The sequence below is a fragment of the Streptomyces sp. NPDC031064 genome, from assembly GCF_055570965.1.
Genome location: NZ_JBVIGF010000001.1, coordinates 1545566 through 1567171, shown reverse-complemented (window position 1 = coordinate 1567171; position 21606 = coordinate 1545566). Strand labels below are relative to the sequence as shown.

19 protein-coding genes are annotated in these 21606 nt (G+C 71.6%); 11 read left to right on the top strand and 8 right to left on the bottom strand.

The genetic code is table 11. The features are described from left to right. Nucleotides 1–344 precede the first annotated feature (344 nt). The 5 genes from ACZ46W_RS06520 (at nucleotide 345) to ACZ46W_RS06500 (ending at nucleotide 5303) form a co-directional block, all read left to right on the top strand. Nucleotides 345–1316, top strand: a complete 972-nt coding sequence (locus ACZ46W_RS06520; RefSeq protein ID WP_468332208.1) for a TauD/TfdA family dioxygenase — start codon at nucleotides 345–347, stop codon at nucleotides 1314–1316. 59 nt (nucleotides 1317–1375) lie between these two features. Then, a complete protein-coding gene (locus tag ACZ46W_RS06515) occupies nucleotides 1376–2944 on the top strand; it encodes an amino acid adenylation domain-containing protein (protein WP_468332205.1) in 1569 nt (522 codons plus the stop codon). Nucleotides 2945–3109: 165 nt separating this feature from the next. Then, nucleotides 3110–3328 carry an MbtH family protein gene (locus ACZ46W_RS06510; RefSeq protein WP_362319600.1) on the top strand — a complete coding sequence of 73 codons (219 nt, stop codon included), beginning with the start codon at nucleotides 3110–3112 and terminating at the stop codon, nucleotides 3326–3328. Nucleotides 3329–3347: 19 nt separating this feature from the next. Continuing rightward, the gene (locus ACZ46W_RS06505; RefSeq protein WP_468332495.1) at nucleotides 3348–4289 is read left to right on the top strand and encodes an ATP-binding cassette domain-containing protein; all 942 of its coding nucleotides are present in this window, start codon (nucleotides 3348–3350) and stop codon (nucleotides 4287–4289) included. A 69-nt stretch (nucleotides 4290–4358) separates the two neighbouring features. Next, nucleotides 4359–5303 carry an ArsR/SmtB family transcription factor gene (locus tag ACZ46W_RS06500; protein ID WP_468332201.1) on the top strand — a complete coding sequence of 315 codons (945 nt, stop codon included), beginning with the start codon at nucleotides 4359–4361 and terminating at the stop codon, nucleotides 5301–5303. Between the two features lie 122 nt (nucleotides 5304–5425). Here ACZ46W_RS06500 and ACZ46W_RS06495 read toward each other — a convergent pair whose 3' ends face one another. From ACZ46W_RS06495 to ACZ46W_RS06460, 8 genes are all read right to left on the bottom strand, one after another. Then, nucleotides 5426–8011 (bottom strand): FtsX-like permease family protein, encoded by a 2586-nt coding sequence (locus ACZ46W_RS06495; RefSeq protein ID WP_468332198.1) that lies wholly within the window; start codon nucleotides 8009–8011, stop codon nucleotides 5426–5428. Further along, complete coding sequence (locus tag ACZ46W_RS06490; protein WP_468332195.1) at nucleotides 8008–8835, bottom strand: ABC transporter ATP-binding protein; 828 nt, start codon at nucleotides 8833–8835, stop codon at nucleotides 8008–8010. Before ACZ46W_RS06490 ends, ACZ46W_RS06495 begins: the two co-directional genes overlap by 4 nt. Continuing rightward, nucleotides 8832–10112: a sensor domain-containing protein gene (locus ACZ46W_RS06485; protein WP_468332193.1), complete on the bottom strand. Its 1281-nt coding sequence runs from the start codon at nucleotides 10110–10112 to the stop codon at nucleotides 8832–8834. Before ACZ46W_RS06485 ends, ACZ46W_RS06490 begins: the two co-directional genes overlap by 4 nt. Beyond that, nucleotides 10109–10342: a hypothetical protein gene (locus tag ACZ46W_RS06480; protein WP_366129647.1), complete on the bottom strand. Its 234-nt coding sequence runs from the start codon at nucleotides 10340–10342 to the stop codon at nucleotides 10109–10111. The genes ACZ46W_RS06485 and ACZ46W_RS06480 overlap by 4 nt, the downstream gene beginning before the upstream one ends. Continuing rightward, entirely contained in the window at nucleotides 10339–10668 is a 330-nt protein-coding gene (locus tag ACZ46W_RS06475; RefSeq protein WP_366129648.1) for an ArsR/SmtB family transcription factor, read from the bottom strand. The genes ACZ46W_RS06480 and ACZ46W_RS06475 overlap by 4 nt, the downstream gene beginning before the upstream one ends. Before the next feature lie 151 nt (nucleotides 10669–10819). After that, complete coding sequence (locus tag ACZ46W_RS06470) at nucleotides 10820–11359, bottom strand: flavin reductase family protein (RefSeq protein ID WP_468332188.1); 540 nt, start codon at nucleotides 11357–11359, stop codon at nucleotides 10820–10822. Beyond that, complete coding sequence (locus ACZ46W_RS06465) at nucleotides 11356–12711, bottom strand: cation:proton antiporter (RefSeq protein ID WP_468332185.1); 1356 nt, start codon at nucleotides 12709–12711, stop codon at nucleotides 11356–11358. The genes ACZ46W_RS06470 and ACZ46W_RS06465 overlap by 4 nt, the downstream gene beginning before the upstream one ends. 40 nt (nucleotides 12712–12751) lie before the next feature. Further along, nucleotides 12752–14302, bottom strand: a complete 1551-nt coding sequence (locus ACZ46W_RS06460) for a tryptophan halogenase family protein (protein WP_468332182.1) — start codon at nucleotides 14300–14302, stop codon at nucleotides 12752–12754. Nucleotides 14303–14615: 313 nt separating this feature from the next. On the opposite strand from ACZ46W_RS06460, the gene sbnB reads away from it, so the two are divergent. From sbnB to ACZ46W_RS06430, 6 genes are all read left to right on the top strand, one after another. Then, nucleotides 14616–15677, top strand: a complete 1062-nt coding sequence (gene sbnB / locus ACZ46W_RS06455) for a 2,3-diaminopropionate biosynthesis protein SbnB (protein ID WP_468332179.1) — start codon at nucleotides 14616–14618, stop codon at nucleotides 15675–15677. Between the two features lie 15 nt (nucleotides 15678–15692). Further along, the gene (gene sbnA / locus ACZ46W_RS06450) at nucleotides 15693–16670 is read left to right on the top strand and encodes a 2,3-diaminopropionate biosynthesis protein SbnA (RefSeq protein ID WP_468332176.1); all 978 of its coding nucleotides are present in this window, start codon (nucleotides 15693–15695) and stop codon (nucleotides 16668–16670) included. A 220-nt stretch (nucleotides 16671–16890) separates the two neighbouring features. Then, entirely contained in the window at nucleotides 16891–19125 is a 2235-nt protein-coding gene (locus tag ACZ46W_RS06445; RefSeq protein WP_468332173.1) for an MMPL family transporter, read from the top strand. 171 nt (nucleotides 19126–19296) lie between these two features. Further along, a complete protein-coding gene (locus ACZ46W_RS06440; protein ID WP_468332170.1) occupies nucleotides 19297–20091 on the top strand; it encodes an AfsR/SARP family transcriptional regulator in 795 nt (264 codons plus the stop codon). A gap of 193 nt (nucleotides 20092–20284) precedes the next feature. After that, nucleotides 20285–21250: a LysR family transcriptional regulator gene (locus ACZ46W_RS06435; protein ID WP_468332166.1), complete on the top strand. Its 966-nt coding sequence runs from the start codon at nucleotides 20285–20287 to the stop codon at nucleotides 21248–21250. 55 nt (nucleotides 21251–21305) lie between these two features. Further along, on the top strand, nucleotides 21306–21581 hold the full coding sequence (locus ACZ46W_RS06430; protein WP_366129657.1) for an acyl carrier protein: 276 nt from the start codon (nucleotides 21306–21308) through the stop codon (nucleotides 21579–21581). Nucleotides 21582–21606 lie beyond the last annotated feature (25 nt).

Here is a 21606-nt window from a genome sequence, read left to right as displayed (position 1 = left end):
AGTGGCCCCGCCCGCGGAACGACGCCCACAACCGGGGTGCCCCGAGCCGGGCGACTGCTCGGGACGGGTTGGGGCGCCGCCGCCCGAGGTACGGGCTGGAAAGGCCTGGTGACCTGCGATTTTCGCCGGGAACTTAAGGGCATGGTCCGCCCCCACCCGCGTTCCTAGACTCGTGCCCGTTCCTACTGAGCACGGCGCCAAGCCTGTTGACGCACGACCAGAAGCCGAACACGTCCCATGGTGCCGCCGGGCTCCCGGCGGTGTCACTCCGTCGGGCAGACCGAAGCGGCCTCGGACGAGGCGCGGCCGGTGTCTGCGACCACGAGAGGAAGGGATGGTCGGGAATGTTCGGTCCTGGCGTCTCATTCAATGACGAGATCTATCCGCCCCTGCTCCGGTGCGAGACACCGGGCCTCGACGCGGTGGAGTGGGCGGCACAGCACCGCCCGGCCATCGACCAACTGCTCCTCACGCACGGCGCGGTCGTCCTGCGCGGCTTCGGTGTCGCCGACGCCGACGCGTTCGAGGCGGTGGCCTCCTCCCTGGTGAACACCCTGTACGGCGATTACGGCGACCTCCCGCACGAGAAGGACGCCGACCGGGTCTACAAGTCGACGCCCTACCCCGCCCAGCAGTCGATCCTGTTCCACCACGAGAGCTCGCACATGCCGCAGTGGCCCAGCCGCCAGTTCTTCTGCTGCATCCAGCCGTCGGCCAAGGGCGGTGCGACGCCGATCGTCGACGGGCGCAAGGTGTGGGCGGCGCTCCCGGAGGAGCTGCGGGGCCGGTTCGAGGCGCTCGGCATCCGCTACGTACGCAACTTCATCCCCGGGCTCGACGTCGGCTGGGAGCAGATGTTCGGCACCAGTGACCGCGACGAGGTGGAGGAGCGCTGCCGCGCCCAGGGCGTGGAGTGCGAGTGGCTGCCCGACGGCGTGCTGCGCACGGTGCAGAACGCGCCGGCCGTCGTCCAGCACCCCGGCACCGGGGAGCAGGTCTTCTTCAACCAGCTCTTCCTGCACCACACGGCCTGTCTGGAGCCGTCCGTGCGGGAGGTGATGAGGTCGCTGTTCGGCGACGACGAGACCGCGTACCCGCGCAGCGCGTCCTTCGGGGACGGCTCGCCGATCGACGACGACACCGTCGCCCTGCTGCGCTCGCTCTACGACTCCCTCGCCCAGCGGTTCCCGTGGGAGCGGGGCGACGTGGCGATCATCGACAACATGCTCGTCTCGCACGGCCGCGACCCCTTCGAGGGCGACCGGAAGATCATCGTGGCCATGGGGGACATGGTCAGCCGTGCCGCGGTGAGCTGACCCCCTTCACCATCCGGGCCCGGGCGCCCGCGCCCGGGCCCCACACAACAGGAGCAGCGATGGTCTCGTCAGCGGCGCACCCCGGCATGCTGTCCGGTGAGGTGCGCGACATCGAAGCCGACTCGGTGGTGCGGATCCTCCGGGCGCACGCGCGACTGCGGCCGGACGCCGTGGCCGTCCGGTCCGGGGGTACGTCCACGACGTACCGGGAGTTGTGGCACCGCGCCCTCGTCGTGGCCGCCGTGCTGGAGGAGGCCGGGGTGGGCCCCGGCGACCGGGTGGCCGTGTGGGCCGACCGTAGCGCCGGGGTGATCGCCGCCGCGCTCGGCGTCATGTCGCTGCGCGCCGCCTACGTGCCCATCGACCCCACCCACCCCGCCGAACGCGTCGGTACGGTGCTCGCCGGCGCCCGCCCGGCCGCCCTGGTCCACGACGGACCGGTGGCCGGGGGCCGGCTGCCCGCGCTCGACGCACCCGTCATCGACGTGGCGGACATCGCGGACGTCCCCGCCCCGCCCGAGCGCCAACCGCCGCGCGGTGAGGACATCGCGTACGTGGTGTTCACCTCCGGCTCCACCGGCACGCCCAAGGGCGTGATGGTCCCGCACGCGTCGCTCGCCAACTACGTGGCCTGGTGCGGCTCCCTCGTCGGGGCGGACGGGAGCGGCAGCCCGCTCTTCGCCAGCCTGGGCTACGACCTGGCCATGACGTCCCTGTGGGTGCCGCTCGCCCAGGGCGCGCGGGTGGTGACCGTGCCCGGGCTGTGGGACCAGGCCACGCTGTTCGGCGCCGGGGCGGACCCGTACACCTTCATCAAGCTCACGCCGTCGCACGCCCGGTTCTTCGAGGCCCTCGCCGAGCCGCCCCGCTACGACCGGACGACCCGGCTGCTGATGTTCGGGGGCGAGGCGCTCGACCCCGCGCTCATCGCCGCGCTGGGCCCCCGGCTCGACGGGGTGCGGCTGGTCAACCACTACGGGCCGACCGAGACCACGATCGGCTGCTGCGCCCACCGCTTCGACAACACCGCCCTGCCCGGCACGCCCACCGTGCCCATCGGCACACCCGCCTGGAACACCCGCGCCTACGTGGTGGACGAGGGCCTGCGGCCCCTGCCGCCCGGCCGCCCCGGCGAACTGGTGATCGCCGGGCGTGCCGTCGCCGCCGGGTACCTGGGCGGCGCCGGGGCGGGCGACCGGTTCATCGACGAGCGGGAACTGGGCGGCGCGCCGGGCCCGGCGTACCGCACCGGCGACCTGGCCGAGCTGCTCCCCGAGCGGCTCCTGCTCCACCTCGGGCGCCGGGACGACCAGTGGAAGGTCAACGGCTACCGCGTCGAGCTGGGCGAGCTGCGCCACCACGTGCTGGCCGTCCCCGGCGTCGCCGACGCGGCCTTCGACGTCGTGCGGGGCCCCGTCGACAGCCTGGAGTTGTTCGTCCGCGCCACCGACCCGGAGCGCACCGACGGCGAGGCGCTCGCCGGGACGCTGCGCCAGGCGCTCTCCGAGGCGCTGCCCTCGGGGCTGGTCCCCAATGAGGTGCACGTCGTCCGGGAGATCGTGTTCAACTCCAACGGCAAGTGCGATCTCGCCGCCACCAGGCGGCAGTTGGAGCGCCTGTCCCGTTAGCGGGAGCACCGCGCGGGCCGGCCCCGCGCGGGCCACCCCCGCGCGGGCCGGCACCGCGTATCAGAGGACGGTCAGTGGCGTGTCAGTGGAATTCGACAGCATGACCATGCGTCGGGCACACGACGTGCGCGACATACGACTCGGATACGGGAGTGAGTGGGCGACGTGTCGAACCCCTTTGACGACCAGGACGGAACGTTTCTCGTACTCGTGAACGGCGAGGGCCAGCACTCCTTGTGGCCGGCCTTCGCCCAGCGGCCGGACGGCTGGACGGTCGCCCTCGACGAGAGCCCGCGCGACGCGGCGCTGGCGTACGTCGAGGAGAACTGGACGGACATGCGCCCCCTGAGCCTGCGCGAGTCCAGTGCCCCGCGGGCCTCTTGAGGGATCCCGACCCGTGGACATGGCGATTCAGGCCGAGGGGCTGCGCAAGGGGTACGGGCGGACCCAGGCGCTGCGCGGGGTCGACCTCGCGGTGCCGGCCGGCACGGTGCTGGGTCTGCTCGGGCCGAACGGCGCGGGCAAGACCACCACGGTGCGCACGCTGGCGACGCTGCTCGTCCCGGACGGCGGCCGCGCCGAGGTCGCCGGGTACGACGTGGTGCGCCGGCCGCGCGAGGTGCGCCGCCGGATCGGCCTGGCCGGCCAGTACGCGGCGGTGGACGAACTGCTCACCGGGCGCGAGAACCTGGTGCTGATCGGCACGCTGCTGCACCTGGGCAGGCGGGCCGCGCGGGAGCGGGCGGCGGAGCTGCTCGACCGGTTCGAGTTGACGGGCGCGGGCGACCGGCCGGCCCGTACGTACTCGGGCGGCATGCGGCGGCGCCTGGACCTGGCGGCCTGCCTGGTCGCGCGGCCCTCGGTGCTCTTCCTCGACGAGCCCACCACCGGGCTGGACCCGGTGAGCCGGATGGCCCTGTGGTCGGCGGTGCGGGAGCTCGTCACCGACGGCGTCACCGTGCTGCTGACCACGCAGTACCTGGAGGAGGCCGACTACCTCGCCGACCGGATCGTGGTCGTGGACGCGGGCCGGGTGATCGCCGACGGCACGCCCAACGAGCTGAAGCGCAAGGTCGGCGAGGAGCGGCTGGAAATCGTTGTCACGCACCCGGACGGGGTGCCGGCGGCGGTGTCCGCGCTGCGCCGGGTGACCGCCGGTGAGCCGGTCGTGGACCGCGACAAGGGCGTGGTCTCCATCGCCGTCGGCGACGGCATGGACAGCATGGACGGCATCGCCACGGCGGCCGCCGCGCTGCGCCGGGAGAACGTCGAGGTGGCCGACTTCGCACTGCGGCGGCCGACTCTCGACGACGTCTTCGTCTCCCTCACCGGCCGCTCCGCCTGAACGTTTCTTCGCGTCTTCCTTCTCCTTTTTTCTCTTCCCGCGCCTGCCCGCGGGACTACGGGGGCCACCATGCAGAGAATCCACTTCGACGCCGCCGACTTCGCCAGAACCCGGCTGCGGCCCACCGTGGGGCCGCTCGTGGAGACGGCCTTCGCGGCCGGCCTCCTCAGCCGCAGCGTCGGCGCGCCCTACGCGCGGTGGCGCAGCCAGGTCTCCAAACGGCTGCCCCGATGGTCGTCGCCGCCCGCGCACGGCGGCGGCGCCCTCGACCCGGAACTGCTCGTCGCGCACGCCGAGCGGTACGGCGACGACCCGGGCGCGGTGACCGGGCCCACCGAGCTGCCGGAGGTCTGGCGCGCGGCGGTCGCCCCGTACTGGGACCAGTTACGCGCGTACCTGGAGGCCGAGTGCGAGGCGCGCGGCAGGATCGTGATGGCCGGGGGAGTGGAGCAGCTCCTGGCCACGCTGCACCCCCGGATGAACTGGCGCGCCCCCGTCCTGGAGATCCCGGGCGGGCCCGACGAGGACATCCACCTCGACGGGCGGGGCCTGGTCCTCACGCCGTCGGTGTTCCTCAACCACCGCCCGGGGCGGCTGATGACGGCCACGGCGGAGAACGGCCAGGCGGTGCTGGCGTTCGCCGCGCCGCCCGACCCCGCGCGCGCCGCCGCGCTGTGGGAGGAGCCCGACGGCCGGGAGCAGTCGCTCGGCGCCCTGGTCGGCCAGACCCGGGCGGCGGCGCTGCGCGTGCTGCGGGCCACCTGCACCACCAGCCAACTCGCCGACCAGCTCGGCATCTCCGCGGCCGGCGCCAGCCAGCACACCGCGGTGCTGCGCGAGACCGGCCTGATCACCACCCGCCGCATCCGCAACACCGTGCTGCACACGGTGACCCCGCTGGGCGTCGCCCTGCTCGACGGCCGGGTCGTCCGCCAGCTACCGCCCCAGAACGTCGTCCGCCAGCGCGGCCGTTCGGCCCTGGAGAGCTTCCCGCAGCAGCGGCGCGCCTCGTAACCCGCGCACGCCGCCCCCGCCGCGTACGCCGCACGTCGCGTACGCCGCACGTCGCGTACGCAGCACAGGCAAGAGCCCCGGTACGGGCAGCGTACCGGGGCTCTTCCGTGCCTTGTGTCCCCCTACTCGCGCACGCCCGCCATCTCGCCGGGCTTGCCGCGCAGGACCAGCCTCGCCGACAGCAGCGTGGTGGCCAGGGTCAGCCCCAGCGCGGCCCCGACCACCCCGACGAAGATCCACGGGGAGCCGTCCGGGACGGGTGAGCCCAGCACGCTGATGCTCAGCGGTACGAGCGTGAGCGCCGCGACCAGCACGCCGAGCACGATGCCGGCGGTGGCCACCAGGAACGCCTCGACCGTCATCATCTGCATCACCTGGCGGCGCGTGGAGCCGATGAGCCGCTGGAGCATGAACTCCCGCCGCCGCTCGGTGGTGGAGATCACCTGGGTGTTGACCAGGGCGATCGTCGCGTACCCCACCACCATGCCGAGCAGCAGGTACGACATCCACGTCTGCGTCTCGTCCGCCTCCGCCTGGACGACCGCCAGCGCCGCGCGGTCGGCGACCCGCAGGCCGGGGTGGTCGGCGGCGAGCGCGGACAGCGTCCGGGCGAGCTCGGCCCGGTCCGCGCCCGGCTCCGCCTTCACCATGATCTGCGGCAGCAGACCGGAGTCGGTGTGCGGCACCAGGAGTGCGGCGGGCAGCAGCGCGGTCTCGTAGCCTCGCCGGCCGTCGACCGTGGCGACCAGGGTCAGTTCGACCCGGGTGCCGTCACCGAGCCGCATCGGCACCTTGTCGCCCAGTTGGTGCCCGGACGCCTCGGCGAACGACGTCGGCAGGGCGACCGTGTCACCCGTCAGCTCCGTCAGGCTGCCGCCGGCGGCCCGGAACGCGGTCGTCCGGTCCAGCCCGGCGGGGGTGACGCCCTGCATCGGCACCTCGGTGGGCTCCGGCTCGTCGGGCTCGTCGCCCTCGTCCTCGCTGCCGGGCGCCGGCTTCCTGGGGGCGGGCGGGTCGATGTAGCCGATGGTGGAGACCTGGGCGGACGCGGCTTCGACGCCGGGCTGCCGGGCGACGGTCTCGACCAGGTCCAGCGGCAGACCGCCGCCGGCGGAGGTGACGACCAGGTCGGCCCGCAGGTTCTCCCGGAACGCCCGCTCCCCGCCGCTGGACTGGGTGGTCTGGAGGTAGATCAGCGCCAGGGCCAGGCCGCTGGCGAGCATGACGGGCATCACCGCGCCCGCGAACCGGCTCGTGCGCGCCTTGGCGTTGAGGGAGGCGAGCGAGCCCGCGAGGCCGGTGAAGGCGCGCAGCGGACCGCGCAGCGCCGCGGTGATCATCTTGGCGAGGCCCGGACCGAGCAGGCCGAATCCGGCCGTCCACAGCATCGCCGCCGGGGTCGCCGTGCTGCCCGCCGACGGGCCGGCCATGTTCGCGGTGACCAGGGCGAGCGCCGTGCCGCCACCGAGGAAGAGCAGCGCGAAGACCAGCCGGGACTTGCTGAACCAGCGCTGCTGGAGGGAGGCCTCGGCCAGCGCCTCGGTCGGCCGGGTGCGGGTCGCGGCCCGTGCGCCGAGGAACGCCGCGCCGAGCGCGGTGAGCAGCGCCGTGGCGACGCCGACGGCCATCGGGACGAAGCCCGCGCGGAAGGCGATGGTCTCCGGGACGACGCCCGCACTGGCGAAGGCGTCCAGCAGCCACCGGCCGATCATCGGGCCGGGGAAGCAGGCGAGCGCGGTGGCGAACACGGCGATGAACAGCGTCTCGCCCAGCACCATCCGCCGGAGCTGGGCCGGGGTGGCGCCGATCGCCCGCAGCAGCGCGGACTCCCGCTGCCGCTGGTTGAGCGACAGGCCGACCGTACTGGAGACGACGAAGATGGTGACGGCGGCGGACAGGCCGCCGAACACGGAGGCCAGGGTGACGAGTTTGCTTCCCTCGGCGATGACGTCGGGGTTCTCCGCCCAGCCGCGTTCGTCGCCGGTCAGCACCTGCGCCGGACGCTCGCCCACCATCTTCTCGATGGCCTGCTCGACCGGTGCGAGGTCGGTGCCGGGGGCGGTGAACACGCCGATGGTGTCGGCCTGTCCGGGGCGGCCGGTGGCCTCGGCGGCCTCGGTGTCGGTCAGGAAGGCCGTCGCCGGGTCGCCGGAACCGGGGCCGGAGACCAGGGCGGTGACGCGGTAGGTGTCGGCCGTGCCGCGCAGCGCCAGGCGCAGTTCCTGGCCGACGCGTACACCGTGCTGGGCCGCGAACCGCGCGTCCAGGGCGATCTCACCCGCCGCCGACGGCGCCTCGCCCTGCTCGACGCGGTACGGGGCGAGCTTGACGGACGACCAGCCGTGGCCGGTCAGTTGGGCGCCGGCCTGCTGGGCGCCGGCCTGCTCGTCGCCCAGCACGGCGGCCGGGAAGGAGACGTCCGTGACGGCGTCGGTGACGCCCGGCACCGCCTTGATCCGGTCCACCAGCGCGGTGTCGACGCGGATGCGCTCGGGGAACATGTCGCGCCGGGTGCCGGGGTAGCGCTGGTCGCCGGTGACGACGACCTGGGCGGCGGCGAGGCGCTCGGGCGGGGCGGCCCGGTGCAGGCCCGTCTCGAAGAGGCCGCCGCACCCCACGACGATCGCGGCGCCGAAGAACAGCGCGATGAACGTCGCGATGAAGCCGCCCTTGTGGAACCGGAGGGTCTTGAGCGCGAGCCTGATCATCGCCGTGCCCCCCGGCCGTGGGAGGAACCCGGGGCGGCGGCGGGCTCGTTGCCCCAGGCGCCGAGGTGGGTCATCCGCTCGGCGACCTGGTCCGCGGTGGGCCGGTCCAGGGCGCTGACGATCCGCCCGTCGGCCAGGAACAGCACACGGTCCGCGTGCGCGGCGGCCATCGGGTCGTGGGTGACCATCACGATGGTCTGCCCGGCCCACTGGACCGCCTCGCGCAGCAGCGTGAGCACCTCGCGCGCGGTGTACGTGTCCAGGGCGCCGGTCGGCTCGTCGCCGAAGATGACGGCGGGCTTGGTGATCAGTGCCCGGGCGATCGCGACGCGCTGCTGCTGGCCGCCGGAGAGCTCACCGGGGCGGTTGCCCCGCCGGGCCGACAGGCCGACGCGCTCGATAACCTCGTCGACCTCGGCCCGCTTGGGCCGGCGGCCGGCGAGGCGCAGCGGCAGGGTGACGTTGTCGACCACGCTGAGCGCGGGGAGCAGGTTGAACGCCTGGAAGATGAAGCCGATGCGCTCCCGGCGGAGCTTGGTCAGCTCCTTCTCGCCCAGCGGTGCGAGGTCCACGCCGTCGAGCAGCACGGTCCCCGACGTGGGCCGGTCGAGCCCGGCCGCGCAGTGCAGGAAGGTGCTCTTGCCGGAACCGGAGGGACCCATGACGGCCGTGAAGCTGCCGCGCGGTAAGCCGATGGTCACGCCGTCGAGGGCGGCCACCTGGTTCTTCGAGCCGCCGTAGACCTTGCGTACGGAATCGAGCTTGACGACCTCGTAGCCGCCGCCGTGTCCTGCGTAACCGTGCGGGCTCGGTGTCCCGTTCATGTGCGGTGTCCTCCGTGTGCGGTGGGCCCGGCGACCGGGCGTGATGGGGTGAGCGAGAGCGGGCCGGGCGCGGCGAGCACGTGCTTGGCCTCGGCGAGCGGGTCCGGCGGGGGGCGGAGCAGGGTGTGGGCGACGGTCAGGTGCAGCCGGGCGGCCGCGACCACGGCGTACGAGGCGTACATGGCCAGGACGAGGAAGATCGCCGAGGCGGCCAGGGCGGCCGGCCAGGTGTCGATCCAGATCCCCGCGCCCGTGCCGTCCGACCGGCCGAGCCGCACGCCGTCCGCGAAACTCCCGTCCGCCTGCCGGGACTCGACGGCCCAGAACCACAGCGGCAGGGACACCCCGGTGAGCAGGGGCAGCCAGACCGCCAGCGTGAGCGCGTCGAGGAGCAGCAGGAACGGGTGGAGCAGAATCAGGTAGCAGCAGTCGCGGTAGAAGGCGGGATCGGTGCAGCGGGCCTTCAGGTGCCCGACGAGCCCGGCCTCGGTGACCTCCTGGTACGCGTACGGGATCGGCGCGTCGACCAGCACGGCCCGGCCGCGCTCGACCTGGGCGCAGCACCGGACCACCCACACCGAACCGATGGTGAGCGCCACGGTCACGGTCAACTGGCTGAAGACCATGCCCACGAGGACGGCGGCGGTCGCCACCGCGAAGAACACGGTGCCGGCCACCACGTACCCCGCCAGGTAGCCGGTCGCCCGCCACGGGGCGGCGGACAGCAGCATCCGCAACGGCTTCCGCTGTGGCGTCAACCGCCGCGCGGGCACCATCGCCGCCCTGAGGGACGCCACCACGGAAGGCCGCCGCCGCGCCCGGGTGGCCCCGGCCCTCTTGCGGGCCGCCCGCCGGGGCGTCTCTGGGGAGGTCTCCCGGGCCGCCTGCCCGGCCGTCGGCCCCGGTGCTGTCCGGCGCGGGGCCCCGGGCGCGGCGGCGGCCGAGGCGGTGCCGGGTGCGTCGTCCGGCGCGCTGCCGGACAGGTCGCCGGGTGCGGCGCCTGTGGACCGGATGCCGGGGGTGTGGCCTGGGGTGGCGCCGGACGGAGTGCCGGTGGCGGCCGACCGGCGCGTCCAGGACGGGTCGGCGGCGGCCTGCCGGGGCGTGTCCGGTGCGGTGTCGAACGCGGTGCCCGGCAGGGGGCCGGGGGTGGCGTCGGGCGGCGTCGGCGGCGTAACACCGGACGGGGTGCCGCGTGTGGCCTCCCGGCGGGGTGCCGGCGCGGGGCCGGACGATGTGCCGGGCGGGGTTCCGAAGGGGTGGGCGGGGGTGGTCATCCCACGCTCCGGAGCAGGGTTTCGATCGACTTGAGCCGGTCGTCGAGCGCGCCGAGCTGGCGGCGCAGGGCCTCGTGGCCGGCGCTCGCCTCCTCGGCGAGCTTGCGGTAGGAGGCCATGGCGACGGCGTCGGCGCGGTGGCGCTGGAGCCGGAAGTAGGCGACCACACTGAGGGTGCTGCCACCGGCGATGATCAGGATGATGGCGATCGTGATGACGGCGCCGGTCATGTGGGGATTCCCTTCACGTCACTGACTGTGCCTTCCGTGTCCGCCGCCACGGCCGCGGCTATCGTGCGGGCGTTCACACGCAGGTCGAACGGCGCCAGCTCGAAGTACTTCAACGCCTTGCCGCTCTTCGACAGCTCCAGGCTGCCGACCACCAGGCCGGCCTTCTCCAGCCGCTCCAGGTGCATGTACAGCAGCGGTCTCGACATCCCCAGGCGGCGGGCCAGCTCGCTGACGTACATCCGCCCGCCGGCGATCTCCGCGATGACCCGGAGGCGCTGTGCGTGGCCCACGGCGGCGAGCACGGCCAGCAGCTCCTCGCTCGTCATGGTCCACGCCCTCTCACTGCCGGAAGCATGTAAGTCGAGACTTACACATGCCTTTGATGGCTGTCAAACGTCATGCGGGGCCTTCTCCTGTCCGGGCAGCGCGAAGGCCCGGCCCCCGGAAGGGGAACCGGGCCTGGGGTACGACGGGCCGTCACATGGCGGACCAGGAGCGGAACTGCCGCAGCCCGTAGAGCAGCGGGGGGTGGTCGTGCCGTTCGACGATGTGGCGTGCGGCGCCGAACACGGTGACGTGGCTGCCGATCTTCTGGGTCAGGACGACGTCGCAGTCGGCGACGGTGTGAGCGTCCCTGGACAGGTGGGGGCCCGCCATGTCCGGCGTCTGCTCCCACGGGAGGAGGTCGAAGCGGCGCGGGTTGCCCGAGGCGAAGAGCTCGGCGGCCTCCCGGGCGCCCTCGTGCAGCAGGTTGACCGCGAACACGCCGCTCTTCATGATCGCCTCCAGCGTCGGGCTGCCATCACGGAGGCAGACCAGCAGCGTGGGCGGATCGAGCGACACGCTGCACACCGAGGAGCACGTCATCCCGCGCGGGGCGCCCTCGTGGTCGGTGGTGGTCACCACGCAGACACCGGTGGGGAAGCCGCTCATCATGGCGCGGAAGCCGTCGGGGGTGGCCCGAGCGGACACCGGAGGGGCGGTGGGGGTCGGGGTCCGTATCGCGGGGTCGGTCATCGCGTACCGCTTTCTGTCTCAACGGGAAGCTTGTCGCGGTCGGAAACGTCGTGCCGGGCGAGGGCGGGACGCCCCGGGGGCCGCCCCGTCAGGCGTTCCGTGCGGCGCCGCGCACGGCTCGCGTCGCGGCGGTCGAGCACGTTCAGCAGCGGGCCGGTCATGGCGGTCGTCGCCAGGGCCATCACCACCAGCGCCAGCACCAGCGGCGCCGACAGGATGCCCGCGCTGAACCCCGCCTGGAGCACGATGAGTTCGGTCAGGCCCCGGGTGTTCACCAGCACGCCGATCCGCCACGCGGTGGAGCGCGGCAGGCCGCCGAGACGGGCACCGGCGTACCCGCCGAGCAGCTTGCCGGCGCAGCCGAGCGCCACGGCCACCACGATCAGCGGCCAGGAGGTGGCGGAGAACGCGCCGGTCAGCACGGTGATACCGGTGACCACGAAGAACACGGGCGCCAGCGCGCGCCCCGCCCGGGACACCGTGGACACCGCGCCGGCCCAGGGGGCCCGCTCGTCACCCGGGACCGCCAGCCCGACCAGGGCGGCACCGAGGATGGCGGTCATGCCCATGTGCTCCATGGCCAGCGCCACGCCCAGGGCACAGGCGCCGAGCGCGACCGCCATGCTCCTCGGCAGCCGTACGCACAGCCCGCGCGCCGCGCGCGTACGCAGCGCGTACCGGACCGCCAGCGCGCACACCGCGCCGAACAGCAGCGCCCGCGCGGAGTCGAGCGAGCTCGTCAGGTCGCCCGCGCCGAGGCTGATCGCGATCGTGAGCAGCAGCCACCCCACCGCGTCGATGGCGATGGCCGACGCCAGCGCGAGCCGGCCCGCGGCCGACTCGCTCATGCCCCGGTCGGCGAGGATCCGCGACATCACCGGCACCGCCGTGATCGACATGGCCACGGCGACCATCAGGACGAAGGCGGGCAGCGGCGCGGTGCCCCGGACCGCCGCGCCCTCGGTCAGGGTCACCCAGCCGGTCAGCAGCAGTCCGGTGAGCAGGGGCGGCACCAGGGAGCCGGCGACCACCCAGCCCATGGTGTGGCGCGGCGGCCGGTCGGGACCGATCCGCAGCTTGTGGGCGAGGCCGACGAGGAACAGCACCAGGCCGGCCTGGCCGAGGAGTTTGAGGATGTCGAACACGGGGCCGGGCAGCAGCGCGTCGAGGGAGGTCTTGCCGAACAGGGCGATCACGGCGGGCCCGGCCATCAGGCCCACCGTGATCTCCCCGATGACCTCCGGCTGACGCAGCCGCCGGGCGGCCGACCTCCCCGCCGCGGCGAGCAGCAGCACGACGGCGAGCGCCGCCACCGCGTGTGCGCCGCGCAGCAGGAGGTCCTGGACGTCCATGGCGTGGGGGGTCCTTCCCGATCGGCTCGGTGAGCTCCGGTCAGCGCAACTGCGTGAAGTAGTCGTAGGCCTTCGGCAGCACCTGGGTCAGCCGCTCCGTCTTCTCCCGGATCTGCTCGAACTCCCGCTGCGCGGCACCGGCGTCGGCCAGGGCGAGGGCGGGCGACGGCTTCAGCTCGATGCCGCCCATCCCGAGGAGGATGCACATGTACGAGTACGGCGGCAGCCCGTGGTAGTAAGGGAAGACCGTCTCCGAGTCGGGGAGCTGCACCTTCCACTTCTCGATGCGCTCGGCGAGGGAGTCGGGGATCTGCCGGGTCTTGGTGTCCCGCCAGTACTGCGTGTCGTTCCGCTTGGCCGCCACGTAGTGCAGCACCAGGAACTCCCGTACGCCGTCCATGACATGGGAAATGGCGCTGTTGTACAGATCGCGGTGCATGGAATTCCAGTCCGCGCCCGGGAAGTTCTTGACCAACTGCTCGATGGCGTGGTGGATGAAGAAGATACCGGTGGATTCCAGCGGCTCGACGAATCCGCTGGACAGGCCGATGGCCACACAGTTCTTGACCCAGGAATTCCGGCTGCGGCCGATGCGCATACGGATGTGATTGGCCTCGACATCGGCGGCGGCCGGGCCGACGAATTCCCGCAGAGTGCGCTCGGCCTCTTCCGGGGAGAGGTAGTCCTTGGCGTACACGTATCCGGTGCCGACGCGGCCCGTCAGCGGAATCGTCCAGATCCAGCCGGCGTCCTGGGCGGTAGCCGTCGTGCACGGCAGAATGCCCCGGCGCTCCATGTCCATCGGCACCTGGAGCGCGACCGCGCTGTCATTGGGAAGGGTGTCCTGGTAGGAGATGAACGGCTCCTCCAGGGCCTGGTTCAGCAGCACCCCGCGGAATCCGGTGCAGTCGATGAACAGGTCGCCGGTGAGGTCGCCGTGCTCGGCCGTGCGCACCCCGGTGATCCAGCCCCGGTCGTCCAGGGAGACCTCCCGGACGTCGTCCACGATGTGCTTGACGCCCCGCTCGACCGAGTACGTCGTCAGGTACTTGGCGAGCAGCGCGGCCTCGAACTGGTAGGCGTAGGGGAACTGCGTCTTGCCCTGGTGCTCGGACATCGTCAGGCCCTGCATCTCGTCCGCGCCCTCGTCGAAGGGCTGGTCGATGAGCCTGCCGTCCTTGTGGCGCGGGCTGAGGCCGGCGTCGATGACGGACGCCATCACGAAGCAGTCCTTGTCGAACCGGTCCGTCGGACCCTGCTTGAGCCACCAGTCGGTGAGCGGGAAGCCGTTGACCGACCGCATCTGCTCGAAGGGGTGGTAGAAGTAGTGCCCCTTCTCGCGCCAGTTCTCGAACCGGACGGCGAGCTTGTACGTGGCGTTGCAGGCCGGCATCCAGTCCTTCTCCTTGAGCCCCAGGAACTCGAAGAAGTGGCGGATGTCGCTGAACGTGGCCTCGCCGACGCCGACGGTGCCGACGTTCCCCGATTCCACGAGCGTGATGTTTATTCGGTCACCGAAGGCGGCCTTGAGATAGGAGGCCGTCATCCAGCCCGCCGTTCCGCCGCCCACGATCACTACGTTGTTGAGCACTGATTACTCCCGTCGGTAGCTCCACGAGTTCCGGTTCCGGAAGGCCGGATTTCCGGTCGCCGATGGCACCGGCCCGACCGTGCGTTTCTCGGGGTGGCGCCACCGATGAAGAACCCTAGGCAGGCGGGGAAGGGCGGGACAGATCATTAAGCGTTGGACGAAAATCGCAGGCCGCCACGGCGATTGACGCGATGTCAGCACTGTGTCAGCGGGAAGCGGCAACATTGCCGCGCGAATGGTGGCGGGCGTCGGCCGAGTGGCGTTCCGCCCGGGGGTGGCAACGGGTCGCCCGCCTACTGCAATGGAGTTGTGCATGACACAGCAAGTCCATGTCCCGCCGTTCGCCGTGATCCCCGGCGCCCAGGTGGACCGTGTGCTGTCCGGCAACGAGAAGGGCACCGTCGACCTGGTGGAAGCGGCCTACCGGGTGCACGGCGAGGGCGACACGGTCAACCCGCCCTCGTACTTCCTGCGCTTCCCCGACCGCCCCTCCGCACGCATCATCGCGCTGCCCGCCTCGATCGGCGGCGGCACCCGCGTCGAGGGGCTGAAGTGGATATCGAGCTTCCCGCAGAACGTGGGCCGGGGCATCCCCCGGGCCTCGGCGGTGCTGGTGCTCAACGACTACGACACGGGCTACCCGTTCGCCTGCCTGGAGAGCTCCATCATCAGCGCGGCGCGTACGGCCGCCTCGGCGGCGCTGGCGGCTGACCGGCTCTCCCGCGACCGCACCCGGCCGGCCCGAGTGGGCTTCATCGGGACCGGGCTCATCGCCCGCCACATCCACACCTACCTGACCCGGACCGGCTGGGCCTTCGACGAGGTGGGTGTGCACGACCTGTCCGCCGAGCACGCCGCCGGCTTCCGCTCGTACCTGGAGAACAGCGGCGCCGGCGGCCGGATCACCGTGCACGAGCGCGCCGAGGACCTGGTGCGCTCCAGCGACCTGGTGGTGTTCGCGACCGTCGCCGCCGCCCCGCACGTCACCGACCCGGACTGGTTCACGCACAACCCGCTCGTCCTCAACGTCTCGCTGCGCGACCTCGCGCCCGAGGTGCTGCTCGCCTCGGCGAACGTGGTCGACGACGTCGAGCACTGCCTGAAGGCCGACACCTCTCCGCACCTGACCGAGAAGCTCACCGGCAGCCGGGACTTCATCGACGGGACGCTGTACGACGTGCTCACCGGGCAGGTCCGGATGCCCGCCGACCGGCCCGTGGTGTTCTCCCCGTTCGGGCTCGGCGTCCTGGACCTCGCGGTCGGCAAGCACGTGTACGACATGGTGCGCGCCGGCGGGGATCTGCACGTCGTCGACGGCTTCTTCCACGAGATCGACCGCTACGGACGCGCCGGCGAGGCCGGCGGCCGTACCTGAGACGGGGTGGTCGCAGTGCCCGTGATCTCCGCGCCGGAGGACTTCCATGTGGACGATCTCTACGTGGATCTCCGGCCGGCCCTCGACACGTCGGTCTACCTGAAGTGCGAGGGCTTCAACTTCGCCGGCTCCATCAAGCTGAAGGCGGCGGCGTCGATGATCGCCGACGCCGAGAGCAGAGGCGCGCTCACCGGCGACTCGGTCATCGTGGAGTCCTCGTCGGGGAACCTCGGTGTCGCACTGAGCATGATCGCGGCCGACAAGGGCTACCGCTTCCTGTGCGTCACGGACACCCGCTGCAACCTGGTCACCCGGCGGCTGATGGAGGCGATGGGCGCCCAGGTGCACATCGTCACCGAGCCCCATCCGGAGACCGGGTTCCTGGGCGCCAGGCTCGACTACGTACGCCAGCTCTGCGCCTCCGACGACCGCCACCTGTGGCTGAACCAGCACGCCAATCCGTACAACTGGCTGGCCCATTACCGCACGACGGCTCCCTCCATCGCATCGCACTTCCCCGACCTCGACGTGCTGTTCGTCGGCGCCGGTACGACGGGCACGCTGATGGGCTGCGCGCGCTACTTCAAGGAGTCCGGCCGCCCGGTGACGGTGGTGGCCGTCGACTCGGTCGGCTCGGTCACCTTCGGCGGGCCGCCGGGGCTGCGGATGATCCCCGGCCTCGGGGCCGGCGTCAGACCGCAGTTGCTCGACGAGTCGTTCGTGGACGACGTGGTGCACGTACCGGAGGTGGAGGCGATCCGGGTCGCGCACCGGCTGGCGACGGCCGGCTTCCTGTTCGGCGGCTCCACCGGGACGGTCATCGCGGGCGCCTCGGGCTGGCTGGCCGAGCACCGGCCGGACGGGCGGGCCACCGCGGTGGCGATCTCGCCGGACCTGGGTGAGCGGTATCTGGACTCGGTCTACCAGACCAACTGGGTCAGTGACATCTACGGCGCCCACGCGCTGGACCGGGACGCCATCCGGTCCCGCTGACGCACGTCCTTGCAGGTCAGCACGGCTCCCGTTCCCCATTGGCGACGGGAGCCGTGTCGTTGTGCCCGGCTCCCGCCGGCGGGCGCCCGGCGTCGGGAGCGCGCCAACGGGCACCGATCCGGCCACCATGCGGGCTTACGGTTGACGCATCTCACCATCACCTGTCATCGTCGACTTACACCCGTTGGGCGGTCATGACGACCCTGAAGGAGCTGGGACAGTGAAGAAGCAGCCGATCACCGTGAGGGTGGCGAGCTGGAGCGCCTTACACCCGGGGCGTGCGATCGCCACATGGTTCGCGTTCGTTGCGTTGTGCCTGGCCGTGGGCATCGCGGTGGGCACCAACAGCGCGGTGGCCAAGGACTACCAGGTGGGCGAGTCCGGCCGCGCCGAGGCCATCGCGACCGAGGCGGGCCTGGAGCGCAAGCCGACCGAGCAGATCATGTTCAGCGCCAAGTCCGGCCCGCTCGACGAGGCGAAGGCACGCGAGGCGGCCCAGGACCTCAGCGGCCGGATGAAGGGGCTGCCCGAGGTCCTCCAGGTCGAGGAGCCGGTCCTCTCGGAGAACGGCCGGATGCTCATGGTCGAAGTGACCATGAAGGGCGTCAAGCGCGAGGCGCTGAAGCACGTCGAGCCGCTCCAGGAGCAGACCGCCGCCGTGCAGAAGGCCAACCCCGACCTCGTCGTCGAGGAGACGGGTGACGCCTCGGTCAGCAAGGGCCTCAACAAGCAGCGCAGCGACGACCTCGCCCAGACCGAGATGATCACCTTCCCGGTCACCCTGGTCACCCTGCTGATCGTGTTCGGCTCGCTCGTGATGGTCGGCGTCCCGCTGCTGCTGGCGCTCTCCTCGATCGCCGCCGCGGTCGGACTGTCCATGGTGGTCTCGCACCTGATCCCCGACGCCGGCGTCGGCATGAACGTCATCCTGCTCATCGGCATGGCGGTCGGCGTCGACTACACGCTCTTCTACCTCAAGCGGGAACGCGAGGAACGGGACAAGGCGGCCGGCTCCCTCAGCCCCGAGGCGCTCGTCGGCATCGCCGCGGCCACCGCCGGACGCGCCATCATCGTCTCCGGCCTCGCGGTGATCATCTCCAGCGCCACCCTGTTCCTGGCCACCGACATCATCTTCTCCTCGCTGGCCACCGCCACCATCCTCGTGGTCTTCGTCGCCATGGTCAGCTCGGTGACCGTGCTGCCCGGCCTCCTGGTCAAGATCGGCCGGCGCACCGACCGCCGCGCGGCCCGCGCCGCGGCACGCGGCAAGCAGCTCCGCCAGCGCCACCCCGAGCGCACCGGCCGCATCTTCACCGCCCTGCTGAACCCGGCGCGCAAGCACCCGGTCGCCACCCTGGTCGTCTCCACGCTCGTCATGGTGGGCCTGGCGCTCCCCGCGCTCGGCATGGAGCTGCGCGTACTGAACAAGGACACCCACTCCCGGGCGATCCCCGAGATGCAGACGTACGACAAGCTCAACGACGCCTTCCCCGACCGGCGTTCGGAGCACTGGGTCGTCGTGCGAGCCGACGGCGAGAAGAAGGCCGAGGTGGCCACGGCGCTGGACGCACTCGCCCAGCGGGCCAAGGACGACCCGATGTTCTCCAAGAACCCGCCGGCCGTGGAGACCTCGAAGGACGGCCGGGTCAGCGTGATGACCCTGGCCGTGCCGCACCGGCTCAGCTCGCCCGAGGCGACCGGCTCCCTGGAGCACCTGCGCCAGGACTACCTGCCGGCCACGCTGGGCAAGGTGCAGGGCGCCGAGTACGGCGTGGACGGGCCGGTCGCGGTCGACGTCGACTACCTCAAGCACCAGAACGACAAGCTGCCCATCGTCGTCGGGTTCCTGCTGCTGCTGACCTTCCTGATGACCGTGCTGGTCTTCGGCTCGGTGGTCATCGGCCTGGTGGGCGTCCTGCTCAACCTGCTGTCCGTCGGCGCGGCCTTCGGCCTGGTCGTGGTCTTCTTCCAGTGGGGCCTGGCCTCGACCATCTTCGGGTTCGACGAAAGCGCCACCAACGCCATCGGCTCACGGGTGCCGCTGTTCCTCTTCGTGATCCTCTTCGGCCTGTCGATGGACTACCAGGTCTTCGTCGTCAGCCGCATCAAGGAGGCGGCGATGAACGGGGTGCCCACCCGTCAGGCGGTCCTGGACGGCATCGAGAAGTCGGCCAAGGTCGTGACCAGCGCGGCCATCGTCATGGTGACCGTGTTCGCCAGCTTCATGTTCCTGCACCTGGCCGAGATGAAGCAGATCGGCTTCAGCCTCGCGGTCGCGGTCCTGCTGGACGCCTTCATCATCCGGGTCATGATCCTGCCCTCGGCCCTCATCCTGCTGGGTGACGCGAGCTGGTGGCCCTCGAAGAAGATGCGGCGCGCGCAGACCGCCGCCGCGTCGGGAACCGGTGGTGGCCGGGCGGCCACCACCACCGCCCCGGCGGCTCGCCTCCGCTAGCCGCCGGCCCACAGACGGGCGTCGGACCGGATCCCCCGCCGGTTCGGCGCCTGTTCCCGTCGGGCCCATACCATTTCGGTGCGCGAACGCCACCGAGATGGTATTTCCTCCGGTCGAGTGATCCTGGGCAGAATTTCCAGCGGCTGCCGATAGCTATGGGGGTTTCAGGCTGTGGAGATCAACCTGTTGGGATCGCTTTACCTGACGCAAGGGCGCGAGCAGTACACCATGGCGTCGAAGCGGGCGAGTGTCGTATTGACCCTCCTGGCGCTCTCGCCCGGGACGCCGGTGCTGTTCGACCAGATTGTGGACGAGTTGTGGGCGGACCGGTCGATGACCAACGCGCGCAACGCGCTCCAGGCCAACGTCGGACGGCTCCGTAAATTCCTGAAGATGGTCACGGGCCGGGACGGCGACTCGCTCGTCCGGACCGTCGGCAGCGGTTACGTGCTCGATGTTCCGGCCAATGTCGTAGACGCACACAGGTTTGTCGAGTTGGCCGATATGGGCGCCGCGCTCGTCCCGCACAACCCGGCCGAGGCGATGGTGACGCTCGAATCGGCTCTCGCGCTCTGGCGCGGGCCCGCACTGCTCGACACGTGCGACGGCCTGCGGTGCCGCGTCCAGGCGGCGCACCTGGAGGAGCGCCGGATCACCGCGTACGAGGACCTGACGGCGGCCAGGCTGCGGATGGATGCGGAACGCGTCCCCCTGGCCGAATTGCGACAGCTCGCCATCGAGCACTCGGGTCGCGAGCGGCTCAGTGAGCTGCTCATGCTCGCCCTCTACCGCGACGGCCGGCAAGCGGAGGCGCTGGAGGTGTTCCACGGCGCGCGCCGCCGGCTGGCCGACGACCTCGGCCTGGAACCGGGGCGCGGGCTGCATCGCGCGTACCAGGCGATCCTGACCCAGGACGACGTCCTGGGGGAGCCCCGCCAGGTCCTGCTGTCCGCCGGGCACAGATAGTGGCGATCCCCGCCCAACGGCTTGTTCCGTCCGATCCGTGTTCACACGGCATTCATTCGGGGCAAACTTTGTGAAGTCCCCGTGCAGAAAAGTGCGGTGGACGTCGTGTGGGGCTCCTGTTAGCGTGTGAATCACCTCGGCATTTATATGCCGGGGTATCGCACGTTGAGCATTCGGGTGCCACGGGGGTTCTGTGAACATAGAGTTACGGCATGCCAGAATAGTGACGGTCATAGACCGGGTCGGGAGTATATCCAAGGCGGCGGCCGAGTTGAGCGTCCCGCAATCCAGCCTGACCGCGCAGTTGAGACGCATTGAAAATGCGGTGGGTGGCAGACTTTTCGTGCGTTCCTCCGCCGGTGTCGTTCCCACCTCGCTGGGTGAACGGCTCATCCCCATGCTCACCGAACTCGTCCAGCGCGCCGACATGGTCATTGTCGAGGCGGCGGCCCACGCCTCGAAAGTGTTCCGGTTCGGGAATTCGGAATGGACGCCACCGTCCCTGCACAGCGCCCTCCAGTCCTCCCTGCCCGCCACGGAGGTGCAGACCGAGACGCTCAGCCCCGCCGCCGCCGTGGACGCGGTGCGCCGCGGCTGGCTCAGCGCCGCGCTGGTGCCCTGCATGTCCCTCGTCGAGCCGGCCGACGGCGCCGAACTGGCCCTGGACACCGCCGTCATCGTGCGCGAACCGGTCTGGCTCGCCGTGCCCCGGGGCCATCCGCTCTCCGAGGAGCCGGCCGTGGAGACCCGCCACCTCGCCTCCCTCAACTGGGTCTGCTACGCCCGCGACCACTGGTTCCACCCCATAGAGAAGCAACTGTTCACCAGGTTCCCGCGCACCGAACCCGAGGTGCTGCACTACGTGGACGGCCACCACGAGGCGATGAGCTGGGTGCGGGACGCCAACGCGGCCGCCCTGACCACCCCCACCGGCGCCACCAGCGACGTGTCGCTGGTGCCCATCTCCGGGACGGAGAGCACCGAGATGGTGATGGTCTGGCGCAGCGGCTCGGTCTCCCGCAACACCCTGGCCAGGCTCGTGGAGACGGTCCGCGGCTACTACTGCGCCTACGCCCGGACGATCCCGCGCTACTGGGCCTGGATGAAGGAACACCCGGCCGACTTCCCCGAGTTGCTGCGCTACCTCAGGACCGCCTGAGGGCTGTCAGTCGGCCATCAGCCCGCTGTCAGGGTCGTTCGCCAGCATCGTCGGCATGACGACAGCGAACCGCGTGGACGCCGACGGCCGTGCCACGATCAAGGAAATCATCTGCGACATCCTCGAGATCGACGCGGACGAGATGACCGACACCAGCCGCTTCAAGGAGGACCACGAGGCGGACTCGATGGGTGCCATCGAGATCCTCTCCCAGCTCGAGCGTGCCTTCGGGATCGACATCGACCAGGCCGAACTGGCCCGGATGGTCAACCTCGAAGGCGTCGTCACCGTCGTCGACGAAGCCGTGGCGGCCAAGGCGGCCTCCCACTAGGCATCGGCACCGGACGACGGGAGCG